The 24534-nt window shown below is 56.1% G+C and carries 10 protein-coding genes; 3 read left to right on the plus strand and 7 right to left on the minus strand.

Going from position 1 to position 24534, the window contains the following annotated elements:
* Positions 1-180: 180 nt before the first annotated feature.
* Positions 181-4170 carry a DEAD/DEAH box helicase gene (locus B2R17_RS15785; protein WP_286764731.1) on the minus strand — a complete coding sequence of 1330 codons (3990 nt, stop codon included), beginning with the start codon at positions 4168-4170 and terminating at the stop codon, positions 181-183.
* Positions 4171-4672: 502 nt separating this feature from the next.
* Here B2R17_RS15785 and B2R17_RS15790 point away from each other — a divergent pair.
* Positions 4673-5389: a HEAT repeat domain-containing protein gene (locus B2R17_RS15790; RefSeq protein WP_339888476.1), complete on the plus strand. Its 717-nt coding sequence runs from the start codon at positions 4673-4675 to the stop codon at positions 5387-5389.
* A gap of 79 nt (positions 5390-5468) precedes the next feature.
* Here B2R17_RS15790 and fae read toward each other — a convergent pair whose 3' ends face one another.
* The 6 genes from fae to B2R17_RS15820 form a co-directional block, all read right to left on the minus strand.
* Positions 5469-6017, minus strand: a complete 549-nt coding sequence (gene fae, locus B2R17_RS15795; RefSeq protein WP_286764733.1) for a formaldehyde-activating enzyme — start codon at positions 6015-6017, stop codon at positions 5469-5471.
* Between the two features lie 235 nt (positions 6018-6252).
* On the minus strand, positions 6253-11436 hold the full coding sequence (locus tag B2R17_RS15800) for an SdrD B-like domain-containing protein (protein ID WP_339888480.1): 5184 nt from the start codon (positions 11434-11436) through the stop codon (positions 6253-6255).
* A 158-nt stretch (positions 11437-11594) separates the two neighbouring features.
* Complete coding sequence (locus B2R17_RS15805; protein ID WP_286764735.1) at positions 11595-12755, minus strand: WD40 repeat domain-containing protein; 1161 nt, start codon at positions 12753-12755, stop codon at positions 11595-11597.
* Positions 12756-12917: 162 nt separating this feature from the next.
* Positions 12918-13949, minus strand: coding sequence for a hypothetical protein (locus B2R17_RS15810; protein ID WP_286764736.1), 1032 nt, complete (start codon positions 13947-13949; stop codon positions 12918-12920).
* 16 nt (positions 13950-13965) lie between these two features.
* Positions 13966-14901, minus strand: coding sequence for a 3'-5' exonuclease (locus B2R17_RS15815; protein WP_286764737.1), 936 nt, complete (start codon positions 14899-14901; stop codon positions 13966-13968).
* A 147-nt stretch (positions 14902-15048) separates the two neighbouring features.
* Positions 15049-15852: a hypothetical protein gene (locus tag B2R17_RS15820; protein ID WP_286764738.1), complete on the minus strand. Its 804-nt coding sequence runs from the start codon at positions 15850-15852 to the stop codon at positions 15049-15051.
* A 295-nt stretch (positions 15853-16147) separates the two neighbouring features.
* Between B2R17_RS15820 and B2R17_RS15825 the strand changes: the two genes are divergently transcribed.
* Both B2R17_RS15825 and B2R17_RS15830 read left to right on the plus strand, forming a co-directional pair.
* Entirely contained in the window at positions 16148-18757 is a 2610-nt protein-coding gene (locus tag B2R17_RS15825; RefSeq protein ID WP_286764739.1) for a hypothetical protein, read from the plus strand.
* A complete protein-coding gene (locus B2R17_RS15830) occupies positions 18747-24518 on the plus strand; it encodes a WD40 repeat domain-containing serine/threonine-protein kinase (protein WP_286764740.1) in 5772 nt (1923 codons plus the stop codon). Before B2R17_RS15825 ends, B2R17_RS15830 begins: the two co-directional genes overlap by 11 nt.
* Positions 24519-24534 lie beyond the last annotated feature (16 nt).

Genomic DNA, 24534 nt, shown 5'->3' on the forward strand with positions numbered 1-24534 from the left:
CGTACGCCTGAACGGCGTCGCTTGAGCTCTCCCCCAACTTCGTTTTGGGAGAGGTGCGACATTTCAAATCTGCCGAATTGCGGTGTCAGAAAACTGCACGACCTCGACGCTGGGAAAGAGGTGGCGGATTGATTCGAGTCAGGTTGGCAGGAGGCTTTCGGCAACCGGCGTTCTCTCTCTCTACAGAATTAACTTCATGAGTTCTTCGGCGGAGAGTTTCGCGGATGATTCGGTGCCTTCGAGCAGGCTGTCGGCGAGGTCGCGTTTGCTTTCATGGAGTTTTAGGATTCGTTCTTCAATGGTCCCTGTGGTGATGAATCGGTACACCGTGACGGGCCGCTGTTGTCCCATGCGGTGGGCGCGGTCGGACGCTTGGTCTTCTACCGCGGGATTCCACCAGGGGTCCATGTGGATCACATAGTCGGCTGCCGTCAGGTTCAGCCCCACGCCTCCGGCTTTCAAGCTGATCAAGAACACATCGCCTTCGCCGTCCTGGAAGGCATCCACGCTGGTCTTGCGTTTCTTCGCTGGCGTGCTGCCGTCCAGGTACTGATATGAAATTTTTCGCTCATCGAGCCGGTCTCGCAAAAGTTGCAGGTGGCCGACGAACTGGCTGAACACCAACACCTTGTGACCGCCCGCGATCAGATCCGTCACCGTTTCGGTAAAGCGTTCCAGTTTTGCCGCTTCCAAGCCAGCATTGGGGTCGACTAAATCGGGATGACAACAGAACCGGCGCAGACGCATCAATTCCGCCAGGATCTTGATGTGCATGGGGCGGTCGTCGTCACTGTCCTCCAAGTTTTGGAGTGCCTTTTGACGAATGGCTTCGTACATCGCGGCTTCGTTTTCACCCAATTCGATCGGCACGGTGATTTCGGTTCGCGGTGGTAGTTCATCTAAAACTTGTGACTTCGTCCGTCGCAGAATGAACGGTGCGATCAATTGCTTGAGTTGGCGTTGAACGTCGCGGCGATGATCGCGTTCAATCGGAATGGCAAAGCGTTCTTGAAACGACTCCGAGGAACCGAGTAGTCCTGGGTTGATGAATTGAAACAGGTTCCACAGTTCACCCAAATGGTTTTCCATGGGCGTGCCGGTGAGCACGATTCGGAAATCCGCTTCGAGCCCCATCGCCGCTTCGCTACGTTTGGTCTCCGCGTTCTTGATCGCTTGGGCTTCATCGAGAACCAGCGTCTGCCAACGTCGGGATTGTAATTTCTGGGCTTCGTTGGCCAGCAAACCGTAGCTGCAAATCAGCAGGTCTCGTTTTCCCAAGGACTCAACAACCGTTTCGCGATCCGCTTCGCTGAACAGGATCGGACGAAGTGAGGGGGCAAAGCGTGCGATTTCGGAAACCCAGTTGGCGGCCACCGAAGTCGGCGCGACCACCAATGCCGGACCTGACTTGCCGCGGTTGAGTAGGACCGCGAGGCACTGCAGCGTTTTCCCCAATCCCATGTCATCGGCCAGGCAGACGCCAGCGCCCAGGTGAGCCAAACGGGACATCCATTTGAAACCGTCAACTTGGTAGTCACGTAGTTCGGCGTTCAGAGTTTTGGGCACTTTCGGCCGGACTCGGTCGGCCGATTCGATTCGCTTGATCTGGGATTTCCATTGTTGGTCGGCGGTCAGGTCCGCGTTGCCAGTCAGTTCGGCGATCGCGGTGGTGCGAATGGTGGGAAACCGCACTTCGTTTTGGCGGCGATCCGTGTACGCGGCCATCGTTTCCAGTCGCTTGCGAAAGTGTTCGGTCAACGCCACAAATCGCCCGTCGTTGAGCTGCACAAATCGGGACGTGCTGGTGCTAGCTATCTCCAGCAGATCCATCATCTCGATGGCCAATTTGCTATCGACGTGCAGCTGCCCCGAAGCGGCGAACCAGTCTTGGCCCCCATTGATCTTGATCTTCCAGTCCGACTCATCCGCGGACCCAGCGATTTGAAAGGATTGCCCCTTGGGCCAGTGCAATGTCAAACGTGATTCTTCGACCAGCGATTCCAGTTCCAGCAGCGCTTCGAGAGCCTCCGCGGCGGTGGGCAGGTCGATGACATCGGCACCGGCTTGCTCACCCAAAAAGTCACAATCGTTTTGCACCGCACGAAGGTGTTCTGATTCCGCCTCCAGATCCCGGCGAGTTGATCGCATCTGACCGTCAATCTTGGTGACGACCGTTCGACTGCCTTGACCCGGAACGAAGAAACCGCCACTGTCGCCAAAGGGGCGAGTGAAGAACGCGATTTGCAGACCTTGATCGTAAGGAGTCAAGTGAGCGTGGATGGCGTTGTCGGCGACGACTTGTTCCGCACCCTCGGCAGCGACTTCGATCTCCGAATGCAACGGCGCGATCGGTGCCAGTGGCCGCACCGCGTCGAGCAGCTGATCGACGGCGGAATCGGGCACCGTTAAACCGTCGGACAACATGGATGCCAGTTTCAACTGCGCGTCGCTGAACTGAACAATCGAAAACTTTGACGTGCTTTCGCGATGGACCAGCAAATGACAGTCACGGGATGTTGGTCGAGGTGACAAGGAAATCGTTGCGCCACCCTCGGACGATTGCTCGACCACCAAACGAGCCTGACCCTTTTCGATTTCAATTGGCGATCGGGAGTCGTCGTCCATGAACAGACAAGGGTGATCGACCAGGGCATCGACCAACAACGCGGTTTCAAAGTAGTAGCGATATTCGGTGTACCCGTAGTGGTCACGTGAAGTGTCGCAACGCAGCGAGCCGCAAATCTTTCGGTCCGCTGGCTTCAAGAAATTAAACTCGGCGAGTCGACTCGGGTCATAGATTCGCTCCAAAGCAATGGGGCGACCTTTGGACCAGCCCTTTTTGCCATAGCTTTGGTGAACTGGCCGACAATCGAGGTGGTGGCCATTGGCAGCAATGGTCACCAACCATGCCAAACGGTCGCTCTCTCGCGGCGTTGCGGGGCCCGTCTGCTTCGCGGGGGAAGACGCGGGCTGGTAACTCGCCGCAAAAGCTTGCAAGGCGCCGAGCTGCTTTTTCCAGATGGGTGTTCGCTCGAACTGACCGGCCATCGGTGATGTGCCGGTGGCGTTGTACAGTTTCTCGATCGTTTTCTTCGTCGACTGATTTGGTTTGAGCTCGTTGGCGAGGGTCATCGCTTCGGCAGCCAGCCAATCCAGTCCCGAGGTGCGATACAACTTGCTGACTTTGGCAAGGTTTTTCAGTTCACTGGCTGCATTTTCGGCGTTGGAACAAATTTCACGCACATAACCGCTGAGCAACGTTGCCAAGGGGCGAGATGCATCATCGGTCCAACTGACTTGGATGTGCTGGATCAGTCCTGGGTCTTTTAAGAAGTCGCAGCCGCTTAAGACGGCATCACATCCAAGCAGCAGATCCTGATCCAATTTCTTGATGCGTCGCTGGATGATTTTTTCGGCCGTCGCGGTCGCCTGAGGATCGGACTGCCTGAGCAATAGCAGCGCGTAATACAGTCCGGCGAAGGTTTGGCATGCCGTCGAGGACGAGCTTTTTCCAAGCGATGCAGCTGGCATTGCGGTGGCAAATTGTTGGATCGCTTGATCTCGGTCACCTTGCAGAAGGCAGACCAGCCCGAGAATTTCGGGGCGTTGCTTTTTCAGCAGTTCCGCCAACGGTTGCAACGTCGAGCAGCGACCCGCGGCAAACAATAAATCGGTGCCCACGGAAACGGCGACTTCGTCGTCGGGAGAAGAACGTTTCAACCAAGCTTCGACATGATCCATCATCCCCGTCGAGCCATTCGCCGTGTGCAACAGGGACGGTCCGAAGACCGGCCAGTAGGCGTCTTGAAGTTCGATAGGCAGGCCTTCGTAGACGGTTTCGTCAAAGGGAGTTAGCAGGCCCAGTTTTCGTGTTTGGATCGCCTCATCAGTGACAAGCTCGAAATAGCTTTCCACATCGCCTTGATAGAAAGCCAGCCGTTGATTCTTCTGTTTTTCTGACTGGTAAGTTTGTCTCCACCGGAATCGGTGGTGAGTCGCAAATGTGTTCACGGTGACCAGCAGTTCCGAGAACGTTCCCTCGTGGATGGATGATCTCAGTACCGCGTCGGCCACGGACGGCAGAATGTGGAACCGCAGGTTGGATTGGGACTGAATGTAACCGGTGTCTTGCAACCGTTTCAGCACCGGTTTGAGGATTGTCTGGGTCACTTTGGGGGGCGTCGGTTTCCCGGCTTGGCTCAAGCAAGGTAACGCGTGCCGCACCATTTTCGTTAGATCCGGCAGGTCGACGGTGTCAAAGGCGATGGCAAGAAGCTGACACGCCAACTGCTCCAGTCCCCCGAGGGATTCAAATTTTGTTTTCAGACCGTGGGATGACAAAGGCAGGGCTCCACTTCAATCTAGTATCGGGTCGGGAAGTAGGTGTCAGGTGCCTCTCGCAAGAGCGGCCCAACGATGGGGAAACAGAGATCGAGAATCGAAACTTCGACTAGCAGGCGATATCTTCAAAGGGAAAAGGATAGCGTTCCCGCCGGACGGTGCCTAACCGACGCTGGTTCCACCTCTTTCCTGTTTCAACCTCTTTTGGGGACAGGCTCTATCAATGAGAAACACACCCGTGAAACATGGTGGGAATGAATTGGGGTTTTTCTCATCCGCTTGCTTTTGTTACGTCGAAGGTTGAATTGTTCAATGAATCTTCCCGTCTCGGATGAACCGCATGGCGAGTCGCCTTTTCCAGTCGATCGTTCCGTTGATGCCTGTCGTCGTGTTAGCACCCGTTTTGGTGCTGTCCGGGGGCTGTCACGATGGTCCCATGTACGCACTCAAGCACGCCAATCCGTACTTCACAATGCGGCAGTGGAAGGCGGACGAGGCGATCGGTGTGACGGATCACAAACGTCGCGAAGAATTGCAGACGCTGGCGAATTCGATGTACGGCATGCCCGCCGAGCGTCAACAAACCTGGACGCCGCACCTGGAACAGATCTACGAAAACGATCCCAGCGCTGAGATGCGTCGATTGGCAATCTTGGCCGCGGGACGTTCCAAAGACGCGACCACCATTGATTTGGTCGCGAAAGGTTTGAAAGATGACAACCTGAAGGTTCGCATGGAAGCGTGTCGCGCTTTGGGTGAGCGTTCCGAAGAAAGAGCGGCTCAGTTGCTGGCTTCGATCGCCGGTGAATCGCAAGACCAAGATGTCCGGCACGCCGCGATTGCGGCTCTGGGGAAACACCCCGGTGAGATCTCAAACAATTCGCTCAAACTCGCTCTTCAAGACCGGGATCCTGCCACGCAGGACTTGGTGATCGAAACGCTTCGCGAGAGCACCGGAAAAGACTTGGGCAACGACCCTGCGGAATGGATCGCCGCCCTGAACGGTCAGCCGAGTGAAGAACCTGCCAGCGGATCAATATTCCGGTAACGAGCCGGACAAGACGCTTCGAACTGTCGTTGGTGTCTTCGATCGGACGGTGCCAATTGGTGACAGGTCCACCGACAAATCAGATTTTGCCGTCGAGACCCATCTGGTAATACTTGTGGGTGATCTTGTCTTGGTTCTCTAGCAACCAATCGATCGATGGCTCGTTGTTCATCGCTTTGTTGATTGCCTGCGTCATCGCTTTGCGATGGATTTCGAACAAGGCTTTGTGGTCCAAGTTGTCGTCATCGATGACACCGGGATTCAACCACACGCTGCAGATGATGCCGAGGTCGTTAGCTTTTTCCTTGGGGATGTCGCCGGCACGCACCGCATCCAAAACGCCATTGGCGATCGCGGCTTGAACGGTGCCCATCAGGATGTTGGTGTAGCGGCTGCTTTTGACCGTTACTTTGCTGACGCACAACGTCACCGGGCGGACTTGGATGTCCGTGTTCAGAATTGCGAAGACTTTGGAGTGACCCATCGATTGGTCGCCCGTCAGCGTGGCCAGGGCGGTGCCAACGGGGCCGTCGAGTTCGCCGATGACGACCTCGGGTTCTGCGGCGGTGAAAGGCGGGCCACCGGCGACGAGAGATTCACCAGTGCGAAGGATGATGCGATCCGACATTCAATCAGCTCAATCATGGAGGAGGAGTGGGACTTCTTTCAAAGTCACGTTCAAACGGACCGCAGGGTAAGCGAATCCGTGCTCCTGTTCCAGGCAATGAAGGCCGCGGTTGGAGCGACCATCAAACGCCAATTTGGTTTGCTGACCGTAGGATGGACTTCCGAGTCCGTCACAAGTAGCGGGCACCGACGGACTTGGAAGTCCATCGTACGGTTTGGCCGGATGGTTTCAGGGATCAGCCGGCGTTGGTGTAGTAGCCGGGGTCATCCTTGTTGTCGCCATCGAAGTCGCCGACGATCGGTTGCGAATCGGCGGACTCTCGCATCACGACAATGCGTTTGTCATTGGCCGTCAGCTTGCGATCTCCGTCGCTGTCGATGATCCACACGTCACCTCGGACCACGCCGATTTCATCGATGCCGTCGCCATCGAAGTCACCGACGATGGGTTCGTCACCGGGGCGACCAAAGTCGTGAGGTTTGGTTTTGCCAGTCCAACGACCATCGGCATCATCATCGAGCAACCATTGGCCGCCGCGGAAGACACCGATTTGGTCGATGCCGTCGCCGTTCCAGTCACCCGCGATGGGCGTGTCGACTTGTTCGCCATACTGGAAGACGTGGTCCACCGCATCCGCCAGCAACCCGCCGTCTTCACCACGCATCAACATGCGTTGTTGGTCTTCGTTGGCGGTCGTTTCGCGAGGAACCAGTTCTTCGCGTGTCAGGCCACGTCGGCGAATGTTGGCGGGGTCGGGCAAACCAGGGTCGCGTCGGATACGAGCCCAGTCGTTTTCCCAACGGCGTCCAAAAATTCCGATGTCGTCTTTGCCGTCTCCGTCCCAGTCACCCACAACGGGGCGATCCAGTTCGGTCCCCAGACGGACCCACATGTCACCAGCGTCCCAGGTGCCGTTGCCGTTGAGGTCGACGAACCATTGTCCACCCATGTACAGCACGGCTTCGTCGACGCCGTCGCCATTGAAGTCGCCCGTGAGCGCCGTGGCGTCAGGGTGTCCCATTTGAATGTGTGAACCCGTTTCAGGTTGCGATGCCAACGTTCGAACGGTGGGTGTTTGGATGTGCCAAAGCCCCGCCATCAAATCATTCCGCAACAAGGAACTCGGCAGCTTGCCTTTTCGATCGCCTTCTTCATTGCCGTCGCCATCGAGACCCAGTCGATAGTTGGCGGGACGAATCAGATCACCGTCATCTGAGAACTCGTCCGCTTGCACGATCGCCGAATCGACACCGTCGCCGCGAGGGAAGCCACCGTTGATCACACTGAGGTGCCAACTGACCTGCCACTCATCGGCGAAGAAGAATTGCTGGTTGGGATCCAAGTGGATTCCAAATGCCATTGGCCGGATCAGAGTTTCGAACGTCTCGATGGGTGCCAACGGCCGGGTGATCGGATCCTCGGTTGGGTACTCTGGCGGTGGGAAGACTGGTGGGTCTTCGATCGCGATTTCGCTGAAGTTGTTGTTGGCGCTGGTTTGGCCCGCACCGACGAACAGTTGCAAGATTGCATCGAACTTTGGATCGGTCGATGCATCGGCCATCAAGTTCTGAACGGACGTAGGGAACGTCAGCGTTCCTTCACCACTGTCGGATACAAAGTCAGCAACGTTGATCGCCAGACCACCAAGTGTTCCGGGGGTGTCGAGTGAATCGATGAAGCCGGCAGGTTGGACTTGGTAGACCGAGTAAACCGTTTCAGGACGCAATCCACTGAAGACGTAGTAACCATTTTCGTCGGTGGTGACGCGAATGGTTTCGGTTCCATAGGTTCCCGCCAAGGCTCCAGTCGAGCTGTCGATGGGGCTGCCCAAAACGTTTCGCAGTTCAAGTGTGACGCCAGCCAAACGAGTGTCGTCATCGGTCAGTTCGCCATCGCGATACTCTCGCAAATCTTCCGGGCTGGGAGCTTCTCGAAGCACCAGGTTTTCACCGTCTTGGAAGACGTATCCGGTGATCGTTGCGGGTGGCAATTCAGGGAAGTCATAACCGATCGCGTTGATGCCACCGGGGATGGTGATCTCGCCGATCACATCGCTGCGAAGAATGCGACCACCGAAGTCGCCGACAACTTGGCCACCTTGGAAGTAGCCGTCGGGTTGTGATTCATGGACCGAATAGGTTCCCGGCGGCAACGAATCAAACGTGTAGCGACCTTCGTTGTCGGTTTGCGTTGTCGCGATGACTTGATCGGTTTCGTCACGCAACTCAATGATCACGTTGGACAGCGGAGTTTCGCCGTCGTCGAAGACGCTGTTGCGAACCGTGTCAGCCCAAACCATGCCCGAGATCGTGCTGGGCAAGACTTCGCAGAAGTCGTAATCGGTCAGCGTCTGGCCCCAACCAATCGGGATCGTCGAGATCACATCGTCAACGCTGTCGTCACCGCCCGCGCTGCCGGCCATTTGGCTGCCTTGGTAGTAGCCATCGGGCTGCGTTTCGCGAACGGTGTAAGAACCGGCTTGCAGGTTTCCAAAGTGATACGAACCGTCTGCGCTGGTCGTGGTCGTTGCGACCAGTTCATCAGCCGAGTTGAACAACTCGATCAGAACGCCGCCCAAGCCGGGTTCGTCGTTGTCTTGGAAGCAGTCGGCGTCTTTGTCGACGTAGACAACGCCTAACAACTCCGATGGCAAAAGCTCACAGAAGTCGTAGTCGGTGAGCGTTTCGCCCCAGCCGATGTCGATGGTCGATATCACGTCGGCGACGCTGTCATCGCCACCGCCCGAGCCCGCGACCTGTCCACCATGGAAATAGCCTTCCGGTTGCGTTTCGCGAACGGTGTAGACGCCCGATTTCAAGTTGCCAAAGTGATAGGCACCGCTAGCGTCAGTGGTCGTGCTGCCGACCAAGGTACCGTTTTCGTCAAACAGTTCGACAATCACGCCGGCCAGACCGATCTCGTCAGCATCGCGGAAGCAGTCGGCATCTTTGTCGACATAAACAATGCCGGACAACTCGGATGGCAACAGTTCGCAGAAGTTGTACTGCGTCAGGGTTTCGCCCCAGCCCATGTCGATGGTCGAAATCACATCGGCTTGGGAGTCGTTGCCACCGTGGCTGCCCGCTTTTTGGCCGCCGTGGAAATAGCCGCTCGGCTGAATTTCGCGAACGGTGTAGAAACCGGCTGGCAAGAAAGTGAATTTGTAGGAACCCGACGCATCGGTCAGCGTGGTTGCGATGACGTCCCCGGCTTCGTTGACCAGTTCGATGCGAACCCCTGACAGGCCTTCTTCGCCTGGATCGCGGAAGCAATCGGCGTCACGATCGACGTACACGACCCCGGAGATTTCCGATGGTGGTCGCTCGCAGAAGTCGTAGTCCACCGCGACTTCGCCCGACGTCAACGTGATCGAACCAATTCGGCTGCCGTTCTCGCTGACGCCGCCAGCCGATCCGGGTTTGGCTCCACCTTCGAAGTAGCCTTCCGGTTGCGTTTCGATGACGGTGTAGTTGCCGGGAATCAGATCGGTGAAGTAGTAGCGACCGTCGGCGTCCGTTTTCGTTTGCGCGACTTGATTGCCGCTGTCGTCGACCAGTGTGATGGTCACGCCTTCCAAGACTGGTTCGTCGTCGTCCTTGAAGCAGTCTTCGTCGAAGTCAACGTGCACGCGTCCGCTGAGCGAGGCGAGTTTGCGTTCGCCGAAGTCATAATTGACGCCGTGCAGACCCTGACGCAACGTGATGCCGACCAAGCTGTCTGAATCCGAACCCAGTCCACCGACCGTGGTTCCATTGATTTGACCGACCGAGTCGATGCCGTCGATGTAGCCGAGCGGTTGCGTTTCGATGATGCGGTAGGTGTCGGCCGCCAAACCGCTGAACTTGTACGCGCCATCGGGACCGGTGACGGTGGTGGCAACAACGTTTCCGTCCGATCCAACCAGCACCAATTCGGTGCCAGGGATCGCTTCTTCGCCAGCATCTCGAGTGCCATCGTTGTCGCGGTCGTGATAGACCTCGCCGGACAACGATCCTGGTGCGGCTTCGCAGAAGTTGTACTCGTGACCTTCACCGCCGGGTGGCAACGCGACGTTGGTGATTCGGCCGCCGTCGACGGATCCACCGACGGGAACGAAGATGTTCGATGCGATGGTGCGAATTTCCCCGGGATGCGACCCGCCATCGAGCAAGCCATCAGGAGTGATCTCGACGATCTCGTAAACACCGGTGCGCAGATCGTCAAAGAGGTAGCTGCCGTCCGCCCCGGTTCGCGTTGTTGCGACCAGTTTGCCTTGTTCGTCGATCAAACGAACTTCGACATTTTGCAGAGGCGTGCTGTCGCCTTCGTCGTGATCGCCATCGCAGTCTGCACCGGGTGCGGCCAAGTACACAAAGCCGCCAATCGATCCCAGCGGGACTTCGCCAAAGTTGTACTCCACCCCGACATCACCACCACCGAGAATGATGTCGCGAATTTCGTCGCCCGGGTTGATCGCTGAACCGACCACTTGGCCATCGATTGTACCGGCGGAGTCTTTGCCGTCTTCCAAATCAGCGGGCTGGTCGACTTCGACGATGCGATAGCGACCTGGCATTAAGTTCGTGAATTGGTACGAGCCGTCGGCGTTGGTTTTGGTTTCGAGCTGGTTCTGTGGCGCGATCGTGTCGACGGGAATCAACCGAACCGTGACTCCACCCAAGCCGACTTCGCCAGCGTCTTTGGTGCCCGAATCGTTGTCGTCTCGATAGACAAATCCACCAATCGAGGCGGGGATCGGAGTCTGGGTGGCGGTTCCGACCGCGGCGGCGGATCGGTTGGGCCGACTGTCGATGTCGGTGCCTTCGTCCGGCGGCAAATCCAAACCGTATTGCTGGGCCGGATCTCCAAAGTCGTTCAAGAAGATCGCATCGGCTTCGGCAGCGTAGTAGTCCGGAGCTTCGAAGAGAGCTTCCAAAATCGAATCTTGGAACTCTTGTCCCGACGTGATCACGTCGAGTCGTTGGTTGAACTCATCGAGGTCCGGGAGGTTGCGCAACACTTCGTCTACGTCGATCGTGAACTCCAACTGATCGCCGGCACTGAAGCCACGGAAGTTGAGTTTCAGGACTTGTCCACCATCATCCACCGTCGCGGTCACATCGGCGGGCGTCCCATCGAGTGTCTCAATCTTCTGAACCGTGAATGGATGCGCACCGTTCTTTCCACGGTTGCCCACCTCGGTATCAAAGATCGGATCGCCAACCGAGATTCCATCGCCGTCTTTGTCGGTGCGGATGATCAATTCCGTCAGCTCGGTGCCGGGGGCTCCGCCGGTGAACGAAAGCAAAAATCGGTCGCCCTTGGAGTCGCTGCCGACGTCTTGATCGGATTCCAAGTAGTCCGTTTCCAAATAGACCAATCCCACATGGATCGGATCCGCCACCATCAAACGACGATTCTCCAGCGACTCGATGCGCATCTTCCGCCCGGTCGAAGCAGAAGTGTTGGGTGTTAGCAATCGTTCGAGACGTTTCCAGATCACGTTTGGTACCTCCTTGTACCGCACATTGATTTCAGTTGGACGCGAGGGAGTTCAGGTCAGCTGAAGGAATGGAAGGATGAGATGCGGTCGATGGGTCAGCGAGGTGTCGGTTCGCTGGCCGGGGTCGACCCGTCGTTGCCGAGTGCAATCTTGCTGTCCGCCATTGCGTTTCGATTCAAATCCCAACGCCGCAAAGTCGCGTCAAATCCGCCGGAGAACACCATGCCATCGACGGCGGCAAGCGTTGCCACCGATCCGACATGGCCTCTGAGTTGTCCGGACACATAAAGCGATCGACCGTCGTCGGCCAAGTCGACCAAGTGAATCACATCGTCGCTGCCGGCCGCCGCGATGCGATGACTGTCGACGATCGCCAATGAGAACAAGCGTCCCGAGGTGATCTTTTGACGCGAAAGCACTTCGTTGGTCCGTGTGTCCCAGCGTAGGATCACGCCGTCTTCGTCGACACTGACCAAGATGTCCGAGTTTGGCATGAACGCCAAGTCGCGAACGCGTCGTTCGTGCAAATGCTGGTCCGCGATCAGTTTGCCCGTCTTGGGATCAAACAAGTGCAGGTGCCCGTCGCGACCGGCGACCGCAAGTGCTTCGCCATCGTGCCGGTAAACGCAGCAACGCAAATCGTTGCAATCGCAAAGCAGTCGATCGTTTTTGGTTGGTTCGTTCGAAATCAAGAACACTTCTTTGTCAAATCCAACTGCGACCATTTGGTGGCCGGTCGGTGAAAAATTGACGCACGCCAGAGCGGGCGCGGATCCGATTTCTTGTAACACGCTGAATTGTTGGTTCCGGTCCCAAATCACCAACCGACCATCGTTGCCGGCAGATGCCAATCGGCTTCCCGTTGCATCAAAGGCCAACGTGCGAATCATGTCGCTGTGGCCGATCGGGGATTCTCCAGAACGCTGGCCGTCGCCCAAGGTGCGAACGATTTGCAGTGTTTCTTGACGAAGCAAACGAATTACGTGGTCGTCGCCTGCAACAGCCAACCATTCGCCACGAGGGTCAATCGCCAGTGCGGTCACAACCACCTGTTTCACACGGTCATCAACCGGTGGAAGACGAACCACACGCGCCGCGGGCAGGTCGTTGGCGGTGATCAACTGAGTGGGCTCGCCCACCAATTGAACGCCATTGACGCCCAACGGCGGTGCCGCCAACGCATTCCAAGCCGGTGAGGCCATGGATGCCGTTGCCAGTGCGACCAAGAGTTGACGCCGATTGATTGTGTTTCTCATTTCGTATGCCCCCGCATGACGAACCAGGGTGAGACGACGCGTTCCTTGCGTACGCACTCCAATCGGAAGGATCGGCATGATCCGCCCAGGTCGTGAACCGAAATCCGCACGCAGCGTGTTTCGAGATCGGAATCAGGCGGGGGGAAAGGGCTCGAGCCCGTTTCACTCGGTCGAGTCGAGGGCCGATTGGCCGCCCGTCATCCGCAGATATGCCACCGCCAACGGCAGACTCGCGATCGGAGTGGTGATGGCTTGGCCGACGTACAACAGCAAAGCACCGATCGTGGATAGCAAAAAGTAGAACGTGACAACTTTCAGGCTCACCCGCCGATGTATCCACGATAGCGCGAAGCTTTGTTGCAGGCTCTGTCCGAACGAGGATCGACCGTCGGCGATCAAGCAAACGCTTGGCCAAAGGAGCCACTGCAATGCGAAGATCAGAACGAAGTAAACGCAGCCGACGGAGAAGGTGCCGAACAGTGTCGCTGTTTCACGCGGAAACGGAAGGACCAACATGAACGCAATCATGACCGCCACGCCCACCAACAACAGCATTCCCATCATCACGGCAACGAACAGCATGAACAAAGTCATGTGAAACAGCACGCGTGGGGGAACGGACAAGCTTCCCCGGGACGGCATCGCGTCCGATCCAGGAGCAAATCGAACGGGTGACTGGTTTCGGCCGCGGCCATAACGAGCCACGGCCAACGTCATTCTCGCCATCACGGAAGTTGTGTAGGCGGTGGTCAAAATGCCAACGCAGACCACCATGAAAGTCGCGAGAACAAAGGTCAGCATCTGAGTCGCGTCTTGTTGAGCCAAGGTCCAAAGATCGCTTAGCTTTCGGCAAGGCCACGCGACCAAGACAAACCAAATCAAAGTTGTCAGGCAAGACACGCCCAACAAGACTTTCCAATTGCTGCGAAACAATTGAAGTGCGTCAAACAAGACGCTCTCAACCGACGATTCAGTGGGCTGCAGCAGCGTGACGGCTCGTTGTCGGTTGGCAAACGAGTGCGGGTCGGCGGGAACTTGATTGCCGGCAACTCGCAAGTCAATCACGTGTGAGCATGCGGCACATGAACCGCTCTGGAACGGTTGGTTGTTCGATTCGTTGTCGCGTGAAACAACGGGAAATTCGATCAATGCCACACAATTCGGGCAGGTCACTCGCAGTGCTTGGTTGCTCATCAGGAATTCTCAGCGTTCATGCTTTGGATTCGTCCGGTTCAGCCGCGTCTTGCTCGCCGCCCGATGATGCAGTGCTTTTCGAACCCGTGTCGGCGGAGACGTCATTTTCGCTTTCAGTTTGCTCGGCGTCAGCCTCTTCCGATTCGGCGAGCCAAGGGTTGTCCCAATCCCCGATTTGCGTCATGTAATCGGCGCAGGCTTGGCAGGTTTCGCTTTCCTTTTCGATCCAATCACGCGTTTGCTGAACCAGTTCGATCTCTCGTTCCAATTCCAGTTTGCCCGTCAGCACCATGCACCGCAGAAACACGAAGTACGTGTCCAACACATCGCAGCGGCAATAATCACTGATCTCTTTCTGATTGCCGGCATCGTAAGACGCTTGGACTTGATCGCCACTGAGTCCCATCTTGCCGGGTTTGTTCAACGTTTGGGCGGCCAGGTTGAGGCCTCCGTTGAAGCGAGCGGCACCGAAGTTGGTCAACAGTTCCTGCAAGTCCAAATGGGCATGCGTGCTGAATCGATTGCGACGCGATTTGTAGCCGCTGTCGTCAAACCATTTGGGAATCGAAATTCCATACCGGAACGCTGACAGTTCCATGATCGGAATGTCAAACGATCGGCCGTTGAACGTCACCCACTGGGGCATGTTGTACATCTCCCAGCCTTGCCAAAAGTACTTGGTGATGACGTGCGGGCGAAACTCGGGTTCGTCTAGCGATTTGATGTCCACCAAGCGAAAGTCGGACGTGACTTTGGCGACCACCACCGCGATGGGAACCTGAAACGTATGGGGAATGAACGTCGACCCGGTTTGTTCCAATCGTTCGGTTTGATACTTCGCAATGGCCTCGTCTGGGGACAGGTCTTCACCCGAGTAACGGACGCGCGAGATGAGATCGCCATCCGCGATGCTTTCGACGTCAAAGATCAGGTGCGAGACTGCGTCACTCATGGTGCTTCCTTTTCAACGTTTGCCCGTGACCGGATGGGCCGAAATTGCCATCGCCTCGGGACATTTTGATCGGTGCGAACAAACTACCACAGACTCACCGAGATTGGGTGATTCGTGCCGCGATGAGCTGCATCGATCGAGGCCAATTCAGAGCACCAAAAAGGTGAAACCGGCGATCACGGCGGCTTCGGCCAGCACACCTTTCGCGAGTTCATGCCGAGTGGAATCGGTATGCAAAGGTTCGATCGGCAATGCGTAGCGTTGGCAAGTTTTGCAGTCGCCCGCTGAGTTGACGCACTGACAATGCGGTTCGCTGGCCATTCGATACGGCCAAACGGCGGTGTTGGAGAGGAACCAGAATGTGGAGACGGCGTTGGTCAGGTAGCCGTTTCCGTTGCCGCAGCGTTCCAAATTGCGTTCTTCAAAATGCAATGGCTGGTGGAAGAAACAAACCGGATAGCGATCATAAGTTGGGATCTCATGCCAATCGCTTTCGATCACGTGCGCGGCCATTGGTGCGAGCAACTCGGCGGCGTGGTTTTCGGGAAACGAACCCGCGACGTCCGCCTGAACCACGTGAATTTCGCGAACGGGTTTTTCGAGTGCCGCGAATCGTGATTGCAGCCTTTCCGCGGCGCGTTGCTGTGGGTCCGTTTGGGTGGCGTCTGGAGCGGATGATTGATCGGTCAATTGGTGCGAGACCGTTTGCGCCGCGTGCGTGCTGATTTGATCGTCCTTCAGCATGCTTCGAAACGAAGCGGACTGCGTCGCGGGAGCCAACGATACGGATTGCGATTGTTGGGCGTTCGCCGTCGCTGAGGCGAAACACGCACAACCAAGCATAAGCATCGCGATTCTCGAGACACGACCAGCCCACAGTGGCCTAGAAACATCGGCGACGATGATTTCGGTCGATCGCGATTGAGCCATCAGTGCTTGGATGAAGTTCATAGCTTCGCTTCAATTTGCGTCCAGTTCCGGAGGGAACTCACGCTGGTCCCTCAGGGTCTCAATCGGCGGAACCCATTCCTTTCCCCATTTTGATCGCAACAACCGCTAAACCGGGAGGAATCGTTGCAATCGGAACACCTTAACGTTGCGATTTGGGTGGTTTCTTCAACCTGAGCCAGTTCTTCGGTGCGGAGGAGGCTTTTGAATGTTCCTGAAGCAAGTGCGGATTAGAATATTTCTTCGCGAAATCGTCTCGATACACGTTCTCCACTCGGTCACCAAAGCCTCCAGAATCATGCGATTTCTCCAGTCCAAATTGGCTCGCGATTGGAGGCCAAAGGCGTCGCGAATTTGGTCGAGTTCGTGGACAAAATGGATCCGAGCGGATGTCGCCGAAGTCGGCACACCGGCCCGGTTTGTTCCGAGCATTCGTCCGCTTGAAAAACGGTTGGTTCTCAATGCGACCGCCGAGCTGACCGCGCTGGGTGAATTGTTGGTTCAAGGGGACGCGGGTTTTGACACCATCGAATCATCGCTCACCCCAGGCGGCGAACTTCAATTCACGGATTCGGTGACGGGCATCATTCCGATCACGATTGGCCACGACGTGATTGGGAATCCGATCCAGGTCGATTCGATCGGCATCGACGCGATTACTGGCGGTCGCGTTCGAGTGAACTTGGGCGGTGGAAACGATTCGTTGCACTTGCGATTGCCTGATGGTTTGGATGCGACTGTTCGTGGCGGGCTGGGGAACGACAGCGTGGATGTCGAAGTGCTATCGCCATCGACCATCGGAAATGATGTCGATGTCGCCGCGGAAATGATTTCGGTCCGTGGCAACGCAAACACATCATTCGCGTTGCTGCCTGAGTTGGGTATGTCGGTTGTCAATATCACCGAACTGACCACCGAAGATGTCGGGCGCGTTGACTTGGGAGAAGCAACCACCACGGTTCAAGATCGAGTTCAACTGCTCGGTCTGCAAGATGATCTGGTCTTGGAATCACATTTGACGACGCCGGTCTTGGAAGTGACTGGCCAAGGTGCGGTCCGTCAGTTGGTGACCAGCACGTTGGTGGTCGACGATCTGGACGTTTCGGCTGATGCGGGCGTGACGCTGAATCAAACCAGCAACCAAATCTCCAACGTCCGAATACTCACGGCTGATGCGGATGTGCAATTGGTCAGCCAGTCCGATTTAATTGTGGAGCAGATTGACGCGGGTGACGCGAGAATCGAGGTGTTTGCGAATTCGATCAATGATTCCGCCGTGGACAATTTGGCGGACTTCATCGCGGATGAACTCCTCCTCGAAGCAAACGACGGCATCGGCAACGTACGCGAGTTGGAGTTGCAATCGGTGACTCAATTGGACGTTGATGCCGGTGATGGAAATGTGGATTTGGTTTGGTTGGCGATGGATGAGCCGGTGGTCGCGCGAATCGAGTTTGGCGATGGCGATTTCCGCTTGGAACAATTCGGCGGGCTCGAGTTGACTCTCGAAAAAGTAATCGTTCACCAAGGTTCCATTTGGGTTCGCAACGATGGCGATGTGATCATCAAAGACGTGGTGGCCGGCAACGGGTTCGTCGACGTGCACGCGGAAGGCGATTTGATTTTGATGGACGATGAATCCATCGATGATGGTCCCGATCGCAAGTTGGATCCCGAAGTCGTGGCACTTGGGGCCGATGGCCGGGTGCGTTTGTCATCCTCGCAACGGATTGTGGCGTTGTATGACGTGCAGATCCAAGCGGCATCGATTGAAGCCGGTGCGGTGACATTGTCCGCACCCGCAATCGAACTTGGTCGGCAATTCGAGATCAACACCGGGGATGGCGTTGGAATTGCGAGACAATTCACACCGCGACCGGTGCTCGATCCGGAAGACCTCGTTCCACCCAATCCGGACCTACCGCCCCGTCCAGCAGCTCCGCCGGTCGCGCCGGAACCTGGTGAATTGACCGAAGCGTTCTATCAGCATGACTCCATTCGGACGAACATCCTTTCGCAGTTTGATGTCAACGATGCCGAGGGGATTCTGTCGGTCAACCTCGGAACCGAAGGTGAAAATGGTCTGACATTGATCATCGATTGGGGAGCCGAAACGGAACGGTTCCAACGCGTTGAGGATCTTCCGGGCTCGTTTCAAACGACCAGCGTCAGCCATGTGTACATGGAAAACGATATTCTCGAATCGACTTTGAATGGACGCGGAAGTGCAACCGACCCTTTGAATGTGTTGTTCGCAGTCGAGCATCATGAGTCGATCCAGTTGCTCGGCGAATCCATCACTCAACCCAACACGGATGGACTTCTTGTTTCGTTGGATGTTCCCGGAAGCGTGATTTCATCGACCGACAATCCTCTAACGCAAACATCAGCCGGTCCGATTTTGGAATCAGGAGCAGCGTTCTTTGTGATTCCTCGTGTGAACGTGCCGCTTGCTTTCTTGCCTGTTCGAGATGTGATTCCCGAGCCGGTTGATCCGGTGACTCCCGTCATCATGACGACCACCACAACGCTCACGAGCGTGACGTTCGAAACGTCCGAAGCTTCGTCCAGTCCAACGGCGATTCGAGAAGAGTTCTTTCAACTTCGTGCGCTCTCGCCGGATCCCGATGCGGAAGACTTGATCGAACCGGTGCGTTTGCCGGATCGTTCTTTGGAAAGTGATTCTTTGAATCGCCTCTTTTCGAAGCTTCCCGATGGCGAGTATGAGATTCAATATGTGATCGGTGAGTCGGATGAACGCACGATCCTGCAGGTTGAATTGAGAGATGGGCGTCCAATTCAAACCGGCGATGACCTGGAGGCTGGCACGTTGCGTTTGATTCCGCTCGATCTAGAAGAATTGGATTCGGATCAACTCCCAAACGAGGAGCGTGATCATGACGAATGATAAAGATCGCCAAGGTGAACCAGATCACGGTATGCCAGAGGATGAGAATGCGACCGAAAACCATTTCGACTTGGATGAAACGGTCGAGGAAACCGATTCGTTTCAACGAAACGATCATCGTGGACTGAGCGAGACGGTCGATCAAGTCGACTTGGATGCAACCCTGGACGAAGGCAACATCCTTCCGGTTGCTCCGTCGAACGACCAGGATGCAACGGTCGCTGATCTGGACAAGACCGTCGAAGAAACCGACCAGACGGTTCAAGATTCCGATCAAACCGTCATTGAAAATGAGTTCACCGTGACGGACACGGATGCAACCATTTCGGATGCGACATCGACTGTTTCAGATGTGAATGAAACCGTCGTGGAAGACGCTGACTTCGATCCCGATGAGACATTGCTGGAATCGGACCAAACGGTCTCGGACGCCAATGCCACGGTTGTCGACGAAACGTTGAATGACGTCGATGCAACCGTCCAAGAGTCTGATCTGACCGTGGTGGAAACATACGCCACGGTCGATCTCAATGCGACGCTGGATGAAACGGCGGACAGCACGATCCCCACCATCCACGCGAATTCGAAGACTCAAGGGGATGAAAGCGAGGCGACCGCGGGAACGATTCTGACAGACGAAGACATTGGTCAAACCATCAACCCTCGCGAATTGACATCCGAGGATGTGAGTTATTGGTCCAAGCTGTCTCAGGAATTTCACACCGGTGCTGCGACGGTTGCTTCGTTCAGTGAGTTTGGATCGGCGGTTGCCGGTTCATCGTTGCCGTTGCGTGGACGACAAGTCACGACTCCGCAGGAAAGCGAAACCGAAGCGTCGGATTACCGATTGGTTCGATTGCTCGGCAAAGGTGGGATGGGCAATGTCTTTGTTGCTCGACAAGGATCTTTGGATCGATTGATCGCGGTCAAAATCATCAAGCCGCTGGAAGACGACAAACGCGAGGCACTTCGAGAACAGGGGCGTTTGGAGTCCACCGAGAACAGTCGGCGTCAGCAGTTTTTGACCGAAGCGGTGATCACCGGCGATTTGGATCACCCCAACATCGTTCCGATTCACGACGTGGCGGTGACCGGCGAGAACACTTTGTTCTATGCCATGAAACGTGTGGTCGGCACGCCTTGGAACAAAGTCATTGGTGAGAAGTCGCGGGATGAGAATCTTGAGATCTTGATCAAGGTGGCTGATGCGATCGCGTTCGCTCACACGCGAGGGATCATTCACCGAGACATCAAACCCGAAAACGTGATGCTGGGTGACTTTGGTGTCGTGATGGTGATGGATTGGGGCATCGCGTTGGCACTGCCTCAGTTTGAAAAACTCAATTCAATCACGCCCGCGAAAGGATTGGGCGGCACGCCTTCGTTCATGGCGCCTGAGATGGCGACGGGACCACTGGAGGCGATTGGTCCGGCGGCAGATATCTATCTGCTCGGCGCGACGCTGTTCATGATCGTCACCGGCAAGGCCCCGCACCATGCCAAGAACGTTCGCGAATGCTTGCGAGCGGTTGCGACCAACGAGATTCGGGAGGTCGATCCACGTCACGAAGGCGAACTGCTCAACATCGCGCGCAGGGCGATGGCGACTCGCATCGAAGACCGCTATGCGAGCGTGATCGAGTTCCAAGACGCGATTCGTGAGTATCGCTCGCACTCCGAAAGCATCTCGTTGGCGGCCAGGGCGACAGATGATCTGAACAAGGCCGAGCAGACTCTTTCGTACACGTTGTTCTCACGGGCGACGTTTGGTTTTGAAGAGGCATTGCATCTTTGGGATGGAAACCAAACCGCGCGAGACGGCATGGCTCGGGCGCGGTTGGCTCATGCTTCCGCGGCCCATGACAACAAAGACTTTGATCTTGGCTTGTCGTTGCTAAAACCGGAGGGCGTGTTGCTGCACGAGTCGCCCGAGCACGAAGCCATGGCGATGAAGCTGGAACAAGCCATCCAGGATCGAAAGGCTCGTGAGTCACGGTTCAAGTTCTTGAAGCGTGCCGTCGCTGCGATGTTGCTGTTCATCTTTTTCGGCGGTGCGTTCGCATTGGTGACGATCAATGCGAAGGAGAAAGAGGCTCGGCGACAGGCAAGTAGAGCCGAGGAGCAAACCCAGATCGCGAAAGAACAGGAACAGGTCGCGCTGAAAGAAAAAAGAACGGCCACCGAGCAGAAGGACATCGCTGAGGAGCAAAGAAAAAACGCGGAAAGTCAGAAAGCGGTGGCTGAAAAGCAGAAGGCCCTTGCAGATGAACAACGGAAAAAGGCGGAAGAGCAGCGGGAGATCGCGAAAGAGCAAACTGCGCTCGCGAATCAGCGGTTTGTGGAAGCCAATGAAAGCAGGGATCAAGCAGTTCGGGAGAAAGCCAAAGCTAAGGCGAGCGAAAAAGCCGCTCAGATCGCTCGAGCCGAAGCGGAATACGAGTCGTATGTTTCTCAAATTGGATTGGCTAAAGCCCGTGTCGATCGCAACGAGTTCTCTGACGCTCGACGGATTCTTTCGGAGTTGACCGATAGCTATCGAGAGCGATTCCCCAAGGAGCCGTTGCCATGGGAACTGCGTTGGTTGTCAGCTACCGTTCGTCAATCCAAAACGGTCGCTTCGCTACCCGTGATCGCGGATCAATTGTTGTTGGCTCAGGCTCCAACGAGTGAGACTCGGCGTGGTTTGATCGTTCAAGATGACGGGCGGATCGCGACATTCTCTCTCGCCAGTTCCGGTCGATTGACAATGGCGGAAGCGTGGGACGATCCCAATGGCGGATTCGTCACGGCGTCTGCGATGAATGCATCAGGCGAACAAGTCGCAATTGGAATGCTGGACGGAAAAATCGAAATTTGGAACGGGGATCTGTCCAAACGCATATCGCGTTTGCCGACGCATGACGGACCGGTCAGCGACCTTGGTTTTGCCGACTCAAACACGTTGGTGTCATCATCCACCGATCGTACGGTCCGGATTTGGGACCTGATTTCGAATGGCGATGATGGCTTTCCTACTTTCAGTGAACACTGGCACGTCGGTCCAGTCACACAAGTCACTGCCGTTCGCGATGGGGAAACGGTTTGGGTTGCTGCGGCGGTCAACGATTCGGCACGGGGACGTGTGGCGGTTTGGAACATCGGTGTCGGTGGAGCAGATGCTGGGACTCGGGTTGGCCGTTTCATGCGGCATGATTCGGAAGTGTCTGCGGTGTCGGCTTGGATGGAGAATGACTCTCCCGTCTTCGCGAGTGGTGACACCGATGGAAACGTATTCGTTTGGGATCAAGAAGATCTGGTTGATGCGGATCCGAAGAAAAACATCGAAAGTGCGGTTCAGAACTTGGCTTCGGTTGATGCTTCCAAAAGCAATGTCGATGTCTCCGCAGCGTTGAGCGAAACCACACCAATTCATCGCGGCGGGGTGCAGGCCATTCGATATGACGGGACGCTCGATCGACTGATCACCGCCGGTAAAGACTACGTGGTGAGAACATGGGCGCGTGCGGACGTTCCGAGCGAAGCCGAACTTGGGCCTTGGACTCGCGAACGATCGTTGCGAGGCCACGGCGGGGCGGTGAAGTCAGCGGTGTTTGTTCCTGCATCCGGTGGTGACGTGCTGTCCCTGGGCGACGATCAAACGCTTCGCTATTGGGAATCAGAAACGGGACGGTTGGACAGTGGATTGGAAGACGATCTCACATCCACTCAGCCGAAGGGCGATCAGAATCTAGCGGCCGATGGTTTGGACGCATTCGAAACGGCCGCCCACGAGGACGAAATTTGGTCGGCTCGATTTAGCCCCGATGGAACAAAGGTTGTGACATCCAGTCGCGATCACACGGCGCGAGTGTTGTCGATTGATCCCAATACATCTCGATTCGATACTCGTCTGACGATCTCGTCGGAGGAGCGATCGTCGTCCGCAGAGGATGGTGGCACACTGGAAGAAGGCAGCGAGTTCGGTGCGATGTCCATGAGAATGGACTCTGTGCATCGTCGATTGTTTCTCGGCAATGCCGACGCGACGGTCCGCATTTGGGACATCGATCGCGGAACAGAGCTCGGCAGCGTTCGTGGGACGGGACTGAACGATGTGTTGGCGGTTTCGAAAGATGGCAGCCTACTTGCCACCGGTTCCAGTTCCACCGAATCGGATGTTTTGGTTTGGAAGTTGGATCCGTCCAAGCAAGTTTCGCCTCGGTTGCTGCATCGTTTGAATGGCCATGAAGAATCCGTCGCCGCACTGGCGATTTCTCCTGATAGCCATTGGTTGTTCAGCGGCGATCGAGCGGGCCGAGGCCGTGTTTGGGATTTGCAAACAGGCGAACCGGTCGGTGGACCAATCGATGATCTCCTTGGCTTTCGCATCAACACCGCATCGTTCGCGGGTGATTCAGAAAGCGTTTGGGTTGGATCCGATAATCAATCTTTGATGCGTTGGCGTTGGTCCGATCGGAGTTGGGCGGACCGCTATGACACCGATGGCTTTGTGATGGGCCTTGTCGTTTCGCCCGATGGACGGCAGGCAATCACGATCGATCAATCGAAGCGAACCGACCGAACCATTGCCAGTGTGACTTGGTGGGATCTTCCCAGCGGCAGACAACAACGATTGCTTTCGGAAACATTTTCAAAGGATCAGACCAGCGCCTTTGGTGGCCGTCCTAACTTTGGCGGAGTGGCATTTTCAACAGACGGTCGGTTGGCTCGGTTGGTTGTGATTCCAGCCGGAGATCGTTCCAGTCGCGTTGAGACCTGGGACCTGTCCAGCGAAATCGGTACGGCGAAACGAGTCGCCGCGGTTGAACTGCCAGAACGCATTGGGGAATGCACCGCGGTGGCGTCGCTGCAAGGTGATCGCTTCGTGACCATGCACGGCAATGCGGCGTTTCGATGGGACGGTGACTCCAACACGCATCTGATGAGCTATCGAGCTCACGGTGCGGTCACACGAGCCACCTTTGCCGATGGTGATCGCCGTGTGATCACGGCCAGTCGCAGTGTCAAAGTTTGGGATGCGGAGACTGGCAAGACAATCGGCAAATTAGAGTCGCCTCACGAGGGCACTGTTCGCGCGATTGCGATCTCTCCTACGGAAACGTTTCGCTTGGCAACCGGTGGTGACGATTCACAAGTTCGCGTTTGGGACTTTGATGAGAACTCAGGGACATTCCAGTCCGTCCGTCAGTGGAACGATCCAGTTTTGCAAGGCGGAATTGCTTCGTTGGACTTCAGTCCGGATGGTTCGTGTTTGCTGGCGACAACCAATCAAGGTGCGGCGACGTTGATGCGAATGGATGGGGAGGCGACGCGTAACTTGGTGGCGGATCCATCGCTTGGCAAACTGAACGTCGGCCGCATTTCCAAAGATTCCAAGTGGGTCGCGGTTGGTGGATCCGACAACGTCGCGAGAATGTGGGACGTGGAGAAGTGGTTCGCCAATCCAAAGCTTGGAACGGCGGACATTGAGGCCCCGATTCAGTTGATTGGACATGCGGAACCGATCTCCGATCTAGCCGTGTTGTCCAATCCGCTTCGGTTGTTTACCGCCAGTGAAGATCGCTCGGTGAGAGTGTGGGATCCGATCGCACAGGGAGCGAATCGTGACGAACAAGCCAGGTTTGGACGAGAGTTGCTGGAACTGCGAGGTCACAAGGATGCCTTGTCCGCGTTGGATTTGACCGAGAAGGGTGATCTGATGATGACCGCGTCCGAAGATGGCACCGTGCGGTTGTGGCCGGCGGCGACCGATTCCGACTGATGACCGGTTGGTCGAT

It is taken from the genome of Rhodopirellula sp. UBA1907 (genome assembly GCF_002337565.1).
GTDB classification, from domain to species: Bacteria; Planctomycetota; Planctomycetia; order Pirellulales; family Pirellulaceae; genus Rhodopirellula; species Rhodopirellula europaea.